At 57.1% G+C, this 7780-nt stretch carries 6 protein-coding genes and 1 pseudogene; 2 read left to right on the forward strand and 5 right to left on the reverse strand.

All coding sequences use genetic code 11. The annotated features are described in order from the left end of the window. Positions 1 to 1066 (reverse strand): two-component regulator propeller domain-containing protein (locus tag ACFE7X_RS24640; protein ID WP_375438334.1); only part of this gene is annotated, 1066 nt, incomplete at its 3' end. A 358-nt stretch (positions 1067 to 1424) separates the two neighbouring features. On the opposite strand from ACFE7X_RS24640, the gene ACFE7X_RS24645 reads away from it, so the two are divergent. Both ACFE7X_RS24645 and ACFE7X_RS24650 read left to right on the forward strand, forming a co-directional pair. Next, positions 1425 to 2318 carry an ABC transporter ATP-binding protein gene (locus tag ACFE7X_RS24645; RefSeq protein WP_375438335.1) on the forward strand — a complete coding sequence of 298 codons (894 nt, stop codon included), beginning with the start codon at positions 1425 to 1427 and terminating at the stop codon, positions 2316 to 2318. A 91-nt stretch (positions 2319 to 2409) separates the two neighbouring features. Beyond that, positions 2410 to 6063 (forward strand): M1 family aminopeptidase, encoded by a 3654-nt coding sequence (locus ACFE7X_RS24650; protein WP_375438336.1) that lies wholly within the window; start codon positions 2410 to 2412, stop codon positions 6061 to 6063. A 103-nt stretch (positions 6064 to 6166) separates the two neighbouring features. Here ACFE7X_RS24650 and ACFE7X_RS24655 read toward each other — a convergent pair whose 3' ends face one another. The 4 genes and pseudogenes from ACFE7X_RS24655 to ACFE7X_RS24670 all read right to left on the reverse strand — a co-directional run. Further along, entirely contained in the window at positions 6167 to 6577 is a 411-nt protein-coding gene (locus ACFE7X_RS24655; protein WP_375438337.1) for an SdpI family protein, read from the reverse strand. Between the two features lie 97 nt (positions 6578 to 6674). Then, positions 6675 to 6839, reverse strand: a pseudogene (locus ACFE7X_RS24660) (DUF1648 domain-containing protein); the annotation flags it as partial. Positions 6840 to 7179: 340 nt separating this feature from the next. Then, complete coding sequence (locus ACFE7X_RS24665; RefSeq protein WP_375438338.1) at positions 7180 to 7434, reverse strand: autorepressor SdpR family transcription factor; 255 nt, start codon at positions 7432 to 7434, stop codon at positions 7180 to 7182. A 137-nt stretch (positions 7435 to 7571) separates the two neighbouring features. Then, a partial coding sequence (locus ACFE7X_RS24670; protein ID WP_375438339.1) for an amino acid--tRNA ligase-related protein occupies positions 7572 to 7780 on the reverse strand: 209 nt, incomplete at its 5' end.

Here is a 7780-nt window from a genome sequence, read left to right on the forward strand (position 1 = left end):
GTCCGGGAGTTCCTGTATCGAGGCTGCCAAAAGCTGTGGGGCGCAGATTGGCGCAACTCAGGCCGGCCTCGGTGCCTACCCACAACAGGCCAGATCGGTCCTGCCCTAGCGCTTGCACCGTGTTTTCGGGAAGGCTGCGAGAGTTGCGAGGTTGGTGCTGCAACCGATGAAACGTGCCGGTCTTGGCATCGTAGCGGCACAAACCCTCAGTAGTACCCACCCATATCGTTCCGCTCTGGTCTTCCAATATCGTTCTGATCCGTCCAACCGGCAGGCTACCAAGCTGCTTACCGGGCCCAAAGCTGCGAACAGTTCCGCCAGTTGCTGGCAGGTAGTGTAGACCCTGGGCTTCGGTGCCTACCCATAGGCCACCGGCCCGGTCGGCGCACAGGGCAGTAATGGCACTAGTGGACCGCAGGCGTGCATCTGGTACCAGTTGCCCACGGCCAGAATCGAAGTAACTGATGCGGCCTTCCCCCGTGCCCACCCACACGGTGCCGGCCCGGTCCTGAACCAGGGCGCGCACCGCGTTGTAGCGGACACTCGCGCCGGCCGACGGCTGATGCCGAAACACCGTGAAGCGCTGCGTAACGGGGTTGAAGCGGTGCAAGCCGCTCTCGGTGCCGGCCCACACATTTCCTTGTCGGTCGCAGAGCACAGTGCGGACAAAACTGTCGGTTAGCCCGCTGGAATCGCCGGGGGCGGCGCGGTACGTGCGGAACTGGTTGGTGCGGGGAGTGTAGCAGGAAAGGCCGCCGCCAGTGCCGGCCCATAGGTTGCCAGCTTGGTCTTGGCAGAGCGCCAGCACGAAGTTGCTGCCGAGGCTGGAAGGGCGCTGGGCATCGTTGCGGAAGGTGCGAAATCCTACCCCATCGTAGCGGCATAGCCCATCTTGGGTGGCCACCCACAGAAAACCCCGCCGGTCCTGCACAATGGCATACACGCTGTTTTCAGCCAACCCATCGGCGGTGGTAAGCGTGCGAAAGGCTGGCGAAGGAGTTGCGCTTTCACTGCGTGCCACGGGCTGCGCACTTGCTCCTGCACTTAGCAGCAACAGCAGCAACACCAAGAGCGCGCTATAGTCCCTCACGGATATTCCAAGCTCGTCGGTATAATAGCTATCCTCCTCCACCTTCACCCAAATAATATTCGACGACCCTAATTTACTGAAGTTCTCATAGCCTACTGCTGCTGAGCAACTGTTAGCTTGCTCGGGGTATCTATAGCTTTATATATAGGTGGTGTAATGTGGCGGCTCTTCCAACGATACAGCAACAGCTAGGTAACCGCTCGTCTTGATTCTGCCAGACTGTTCCACTTCACTAGCTCGCTGCCAAACCCGCTTTTGGTCCCCGCACAGGCCGCTAAGAGGCTTATTCTTTAGTACTTCTACTTTCTCTCTTCCACTCCTACTTTCTATTCGCATGCCGCTTGTCATCGAGAACTTATCTAAAACCTACCCCAACGGCACGCAGGCACTGCGCAACGTAACGCTGACAATTCCAAACGGCATGTTCGGCTTGCTGGGTCCCAACGGAGCCGGCAAAAGCAGTTTGATGCGCACTATTGCCACGTTGCAGGACGCCGACGCCGGTTCCATCTACCTGGACGACATTGATGTGCTGCGCGACAAAGAAGCGGTGCGCCGTGTGCTGGGCTATCTGCCGCAGGAATTTGGGGTGTACCCGCGCGTGTCGGCCGAGGAACTGCTCGACCACTTTGCGGTGCTCAAAGGCATTGCCAACGCCAAAGAGCGCAAGGAAATGGTAGCGGCGCTGTTGCAGCAAACCAACCTCTACGACGTGCGCAAAAAGCACGTAGGGGGCTATTCGGGCGGCATGAAGCAGCGGTTCGGTATTGCCCAGGCTTTGCTCGGCAATCCGCGCCTTATTATCGTGGACGAACCCACCGCCGGCCTCGACCCCGCCGAACGCAACCGCTTCCACAACCTGCTGAGCGAGATTGGTGAGAACCTGGTGGTTATTCTGAGTACGCACATCGTGTCGGATGTGAGCGACCTGTGCCGACACATGGCCATCATCAACAAAGGCGAAGTGCTGCTCACCGGCGACCCGCTTACGGTGATCAACGAGTTACAAGGCAAGGTATGGCGCAAGCTGATCGAGAAAACCGAGCTACCCGCTTTGCAAGCCAGCCACAACGTTATCAGCTCGCGCCTGTTTGCCGGCAAAACGGTGGTGCACGTGTTAGCCCCCACCGCGCCGGATAGCGGATTTGAAGCCGTAGCGCCAGACTTGGAAGACGTGTACTTCGCACAGATTACAGGGCAGCAAACGGTAGCGGCAGCCCAAGTGTAACGTCAATCTTTTGATTGTCAGGCTATTCTGCCCACTTATTTCTGCTTGCACTTCTTCATTCACCCGGCTGACAGTCGGAGTTAACTACGCTATGTTCCTTTCCATACTTCTTTTCGAACTTAAATACCGGCTGCGGCGACCAGCCACCTGGATTTACTTTGGTTTGTTGGCGCTGATGACCTTTTTGCTGGTGACAGCGGCCGGGGGTGGCTTCGGCTCGGCAGTTCGGGTTGGGCTTGGCGGTGATGGGCAATCAGTGAAAATTAACTCGCCGTTTTCGCTGCAAATCGTCTTCACCATTATCAGCGTGTTCGGTATCATCATTGCCTCCTCGTTGATGGGCAACCCGGTGTACCGCGACTTTGAATACCGCACGCACCCGCTATTCTATACCACGCCCATCAGTAAATGGGGCTATCTGGGTGGGCGCTTTTTCGGCTCTTACCTGATTGCCGTGCTGGTGTTCAGCGGCATTGGAGTGGGCGCGGCCCTGGCGGGCGTGATGCCCTGGGTGGAAGCTGACCGATTCTTGCCGAGCGCGCCAGCGGGCTCCTACTTCTGGCCTTACGTGGTGGTTGTGCTACCCAATTTGCTCTTTACAGGAGCGGTGTTTTTCACGCTGGCCACGCTCACCCGCAACATTCTGAGCACCTACATTGGCGCCGTGGTGCTACTGGTGGCCTACCTGGTTTCCAGCGCCTATATCTCCGACCTCAAGAACGAGCACCTAGTGGCCGCGCTTGATGCTTTTAGCATCGGCGCCCTCGAACTAACCACTCGTTACTGGACGGCCGCCGAGAAGAACAGCCGCCTGCTGCCGCTCAATTCGTTTGTGCTACTAAACCGGGCCGTGTGGTTGAGCGTGGCCTTGAGCTTGCTGGCTTTCTGCTACGCGCGGTTCCGGTTTTCTGCTTTTGCCGCCGACAAAGCCCCTAGTAAGCGCAAAGCGGCTTCGTTGGCAACTGAGTTGGCACTGCCCACCCAGAACTTAGCCACTAGCCTTCGCCTGCCGCAGGTTACGCAGCTTTTCACGGCCGGCATGCACCTCCGGCAATATTGGAGCCTGACCAAGCTGGAATTCCGGGGCATTGTGCGCAGCGTGTATTTCGTGGCCATTGTAGCAGCGGGCGTCATCTTTCTGCTGGCCAATGCTGCCCAAATCGGCAAGATGTTCGACACCACCACCTATCCCGTAACGGGCGAAGTGGTGAGCGTACTGAGCGGCACGTTTTTCTTGTTTCTGCTGATTATCATTATCTACTACAGTGGGGAGTTGGTGTGGCGCGAGCGGGACGCCGGCGTAGCCCAGATTGCCGACGCCGTGCCGGTGCCGAGCTGGGTACCGTTCCTGAGCAAGCTTACGGCGCTTGGGCTGGTGCAAGTAGTGCTATTGATGGTGGTGCTGCTCTGCGGCCTGCTGGTCCAGACGTTCAAGGGCTATTTCCACTACGAGATTGGCTTGTATGTGCAGGCCCTGTTTGGGCTGACGCTACCGTACTTACTGCTACTTTGCGTGCTGGCCATGGTGGTGCAGGTGCTCGTCAACAACAAGTATGTGGGGCATTTCGTGCTGGTAGTCTATTATCTGGCCAACATCTTTCGCGGGCAGCTTGGCCTCACGCACCGGCTGCTCAGCTACGGCGGCAGCTCCCAGTTGCCGTATTCCGACATGAACGGTTACGGCTCGTTTTTGCCTGGTTTCTGGTGGACCAAGCTGTTCTGGGTGGGCGTGGCTATTCTGCTGGTACTGGCGGCCAACCTGCTGTGGGTGCGCGGCACCGATACCAGCCAACGCCTGCGTGAAGCACGCCGCCGCTGGAGCATGGGCAGCACGGCGGCCTTGGCGCTAGGGCTGCTGATAGCCGTAGGAGCGGGCAGCTTCGTGTTCTACAACACCAACATTCTCAACGAGTACCTCACGCCTAAAGAGCAGGAAAAGTTACAAGTGAGCTACGAAAAGCAGTACCGCCGCTTCAAGGATGTACCGCAGCCGCGCATTACGGCCGTAAGTTTGAACACCGACATCTATCCTAGCATTCGGGCGGTGCACTTCAAGGGCCAAATGACCGTGGTGAACCGCCACAGCCAGCCGCTCGATACGGTGATTGTGAGCTTACCCGCCGAGCAGAACCCGCGCGTACGGCAACTGGCACTCGGTGCGCCCGGCCAAGCCACATTGGCCCTCAATGATACCACCCTCGGCTTCCGAATCTACCGCCTCACCCGTCCGCTGGCCCCCGGCGACTCGCTGCCCCTCACGCTGGAGCTGCACTACCAGCAGCGCGGCTTCCCCAACGACCGGCCCAACACCGACATCGTAGGCAATGGTACCTTCGTTAGCTCCAACTACTTGCCTGGCCTTGGCTACCGCGAAGATGCGGAGCTATCCGGCGACCAAGACCGTAAAAACTACGGCCTCAAGCCCAAACCTCGCATGGCCCCCGTCAACAACCTGAAGGCTCGCCAGAACACCTATATCAGCAACGATGCGGATTGGATTCGGTTTGAAACGACCGTGAGCACCGACGCCGACCAAACGGCTTTGGCGCCGGGCTACTTGCAGAAGGAGTGGCTGAAAGATGGCCGCCGCTACTTCACCTATAAGATGGACCGGCCGATGCTTAACTTCTACACCTTCCTCTCGGCCCGCTACCAGAAGTACACCGATAAGTGGGTGGACACCGCTGGGCACCGCACCATCCCGATTGAAATCTACTACCAACCCGGCCACGCCTATAACCTCGAGCGCATGGCCGCCGGCGCCAAAGAAGCCCTGGCGTATTGCTCGGCCAACTTCTCGCCCTACCAGCACCAGCAGGTGCGCATTCTAGAGTTTCCGCGCTACCAGCAGTTCGCGCAAAGCTTTGCCAACACCATCCCGTTTTCGGAAGCCATCGGCTTTGTTGCCCGCGTCGATGATGATAACCCCGACGATATCGACTACCCGCTCTACGTGACGGCCCACGAAGTGGCACACCAGTGGTGGGCTCATCAGGTAATTGGCGGCAATGTGCAGGGCAGCACACTCATGGCCGAAAGCATGGCCGAATACAGCGCCCTGATGGTAATGAAGCATCATTATGGCGCCGCCAAAATGGGCAAGTTTTTGAAGTTCGACATGAACGGCTACCTCACCGGCCGGGCTCTGGAGCAGAAGAAAGAAGTGCCGCTCGCACTGGTTGAGAATCAGCCCTACATACATTACCGTAAAGGTTCGGTGGTGATGTATGCCTTGCAGGATTATATGGGCGAAGCCAAGCTCAACGGCGCCCTGCGCGACTACGTGAAGGCCGTGGCTTTCCAAGGCCCGCCCTATACCAACTCGCCCGAGTTCATCGGCTATCTGCGCCGCGCCGCGCCCGATTCCATGCAAAACATGCTCACCGACCTCTTCGACCGGATTACGCTCTACAATAACCGCGTGACAGCCGCCACCGCCAAGAAGTTATCCGATGGCCGCTACCAAGTGAATTTCACGGTGCACAGCGAGAAGCTCTACGCCGATAGCCTCGGCAACCAGCGCCCTGCGCCTCTCCACGACTATCTGCCTATCGCCATCTTCCCCGAGCCTGCCAAAGACAAAAAGCCCGTCGCACCACTCCTACTCGCCAAGCACCGCCTCAAAGCCGGCGACAACAAGCTGCAATTTATCGTCAACCAGAAGCCCGCCTCCGTCGCCGTCGACCCTTATCACGAAATCATGGACCGCCTCCTCGACGACAACGAGAAAGAAGTGAAGCTATAACCCAAAGCAACCTGTCGTATCAGTTTCGGAACGTAAAAAGCGCTATCCTAGCTAAAGGGTAGCGCTTTTTGTATGAAGGCTCAAGCACTTCGGCAGCAGGTTACTATCCTGCATTAGCGGCCTGCATTTCCTTCTTGTATAGCCAATACGAATACCAGTACACCACCGCCACCGCCACCGACGCGAAGACACCCACCAGCAGCATCACCGTAGCCACTTGCACCGGGAGCACTAACGCCAGCACCGCACTCAGCACCCCGCTAGCAAAGAACAACCGGCCGCCTAAACGATGCACGCGCACCCAAATGCGCGGAAACTCCAGCGCCCACGGCGTTTTGAAGCCTACGAAGTAGTTGGGCTGCACGGTAGTGAGGTAGTTGCCCACCAGCGCGAAAAACAGCCCCAACACCAGGGCTATGCCCCGACCCGGCTTTAAGGCCGGATGCAATGTCGCGTACAAGCAATAAATACCTATTCCGCTCAACAGCCCCACAAACGCCAGTGTCAGCTTCATGATAGTTGGGGTTGCTGGCATCGAGGCACTGCTTGGGGTCGAAGCGGGGAATAAACAGGAACAATAAGTAAATACTCAGCGGCAAGAGGACACATACTATCCAGATGTTCTGCTTGCTTGTGTAGCCATTGGCATTGCCGCTGATGTCGAAATGCGTAGGAATCTGCGCGGGCAGTGCGTTCCATGTGTACACTAAATACAGAGAAGGCAGCGCCAGGGCTAATAGCGTGAGCAAGTGCCGGATGGAGAAGGAAGTTTTCATGGAAGTACTGATAAGCTGGTGTGGGCTGCTCGATACATAATGGCAAGTATTATACAGCTAGCGGCAGCAACTACTACTGCTCGTAGCTGCCGCTGACGGCGGCTTCGCCACCAGCCAAACTGTAGGGTGTGTATCTGTGGTATAAACGTCAAGGTCAGGTACAGCACCACAGGTAACCAAGCTAACTCACACAGCCATTGCTGGCTGGTAAAGCCATCTGCATGGCCGTTGGTGTAATGCCGAGGAATTTGAGCTAGCAGCGTTGGCCTGAGATAGTACCAGTAAAACAAAGGCAGCAGTGCAACTAAGGCTATTAACACTCCCTTCAATAATTGCTTTCTCATAACTTGAATTGCAACAGCCAACCCAGTAGTTCGTCCAGCACGGTCATGTTGAGCGTGTAGGTGACGAATTGGCCTTGCTTGTCGCTGGATACAAGGTTGGCCTGGCGGAGTAGATCGAGGTGGTGGCTAATGGTCGGTTTCGAGAACTGAAAATGTTCGGCTATTTCCCCGGCCGTGCACGACTGTTCGCGGAGCAGTTCCAGAATGGCGCGCCGGGTAGGGTCGTTGAGGGCTTTAAAGAGAGCGTTCAAAACAATTAGTTATTTAGACAAACATCTAATTACGTATCGAAGCAACAATACTTGAACCAAGAATAGTTTGCACGTAAAAAGCAGAAAGCGGCGCCTGATACATCAGGCGCCGCTTTCGTGTCAATAACGCTTGGGTTCTACTTCCCCACCACTGCCGTCTTAATGCTCAGTTCCTTAAGCTGCACTTCCGAAATGGGCGAGGGCGAATCAATCATGACGTCGCGGCCGGAGTTGTTTTTCGGGAAGGCAATGAAGTCACGGATGGAATCGGCGCCGCCGAAGAGACTGCACAGGCGGTCGAAGCCGAAGGCGATGCCGCCGTGGGGCGGCGCGCCGTACTCGAAGG

This window comes from uncultured Hymenobacter sp. (genome assembly GCF_964242765.1).
Taxonomy (GTDB): domain Bacteria; phylum Bacteroidota; class Bacteroidia; order Cytophagales; family Hymenobacteraceae; genus Hymenobacter.